Raw genomic sequence first — 919 nt, 5'->3', positions numbered from 1 at the left:
CATATACACCGTTTTCCATAGCTTTCATTTTCATCTACTCCCTTTAACTAATGTTTTTATTTTTAGACTTAGCTGGTGTTGTAGCTGCTTTTATCGGTTCCCATCCATAACTCAATCTAGATCTGAAAGTACTTACGCTGATGCCATTGGATTCGGCAATCTTAACAAGTTCCTTCCTGTCAATTTGTTTACGCGTTGGAATACTTGCTGCATCTTTAGGATCCCAACCATTATTTACCCTGCTATAAAAAGTACTTGAATTGATTCCGTTTTCCGTTGCCAATTCCAACCACTTATTGCTTTTCCCTTCGTTCATATGCCAATATGTTCTTGGTGGTGTGGTCAATGCTTCTTGTAGTTCCCAACCGTATCTGTACATTCTCATGTAAAGAACTCTTCTACTTATACCGTTTGATTCAGCTTGCTGATATTCCTCATCAGTTAACCAACGATTGAAAGCCATCACTTTGCCTCCTAATCTAGCGCTAAAAATTCTGCTCTAGTACGATTCGAATGAGTTATCCTAATCTTCTGAATACCTTTCCCGTGCTCTTCTAAAGTTGCTTTCCAAGCTTCAGTTTCAGTCTTAGCATCAAAACAATCCATTTTTTGCCGTTCCTCTTTATCGTAAAAATGCACTTCAAAGCTTGGATTCAAAAACTTTTCACTGGTGCTTATCGCGTTATAGTTGAAACTCCCTATAACATCATCAATAGTTAATTGCTTCATAATCGCATCCCCAGTTATTTTATTTTTTCTGTGATGGTAGTTGATACACGATCAACTTTCCCACCTTGCCAAGTGATTACTTGTTCCCCAAATCCTGTTACTGGAGGATTCAGTGGCGTAACCTCACCATTCTTGACCACATAAATTTTATTATCAGTAACATCGATTTCAACTTTCGTAGGCTTCATAC

3 protein-coding genes are annotated in these 919 nt (G+C 38.0%); all 3 read right to left on the bottom strand.

Annotated features, from left to right (window positions below):
• Window positions 1-43 precede the first annotated feature (43 nt).
• Genes ACS2CR_RS34255 through ACS2CR_RS34245 form a run of 3 tightly spaced genes read right to left on the bottom strand, consistent with a single transcriptional unit; the run spans window position 44 to window position 917 of the window.
• Window positions 44-463 carry a hypothetical protein gene (locus tag ACS2CR_RS34255; protein WP_000885284.1) on the bottom strand — a complete coding sequence of 140 codons (420 nt, stop codon included), beginning with the start codon at window positions 461-463 and terminating at the stop codon, window positions 44-46.
• A gap of 11 nt (window positions 464-474) precedes the next feature.
• On the bottom strand, window positions 475-729 hold the full coding sequence (locus ACS2CR_RS34250; protein WP_151159894.1) for a hypothetical protein: 255 nt from the start codon (window positions 727-729) through the stop codon (window positions 475-477).
• Between the two features lie 14 nt (window positions 730-743).
• Complete coding sequence (locus ACS2CR_RS34245) at window positions 744-917, bottom strand: DUF3954 domain-containing protein (RefSeq protein ID WP_000805174.1); 174 nt, start codon at window positions 915-917, stop codon at window positions 744-746.
• Window positions 918-919: the final 2 nt, after the last annotated feature.

The sequence above is a fragment of the Bacillus cereus group sp. BceL291 genome (assembly GCF_051776705.1).
GTDB lineage: Bacteria > Bacillota > Bacilli > Bacillales > Bacillaceae_G > Bacillus_A > Bacillus_A cereus.
This window is presented reverse-complemented; position numbering and strand designations above follow the sequence as displayed.

Coding starts and splice junctions, on each gene's coding strand:
- ACS2CR_RS34255 (WP_000885284.1), bottom strand. CDS start 463: ATGGCTTTCAATCGTTGGTTAACTGATGAGGAATATCAGCAAGCTGAA.
- ACS2CR_RS34250 (WP_151159894.1), bottom strand. CDS start 729: ATGAAGCAATTAACTATTGATGATGTTATAGGGAGTTTCAACTATAAC.
- ACS2CR_RS34245 (WP_000805174.1), bottom strand. CDS start 917: ATGAAGCCTACGAAAGTTGAAATCGATGTTACTGATAATAAAATTTAT.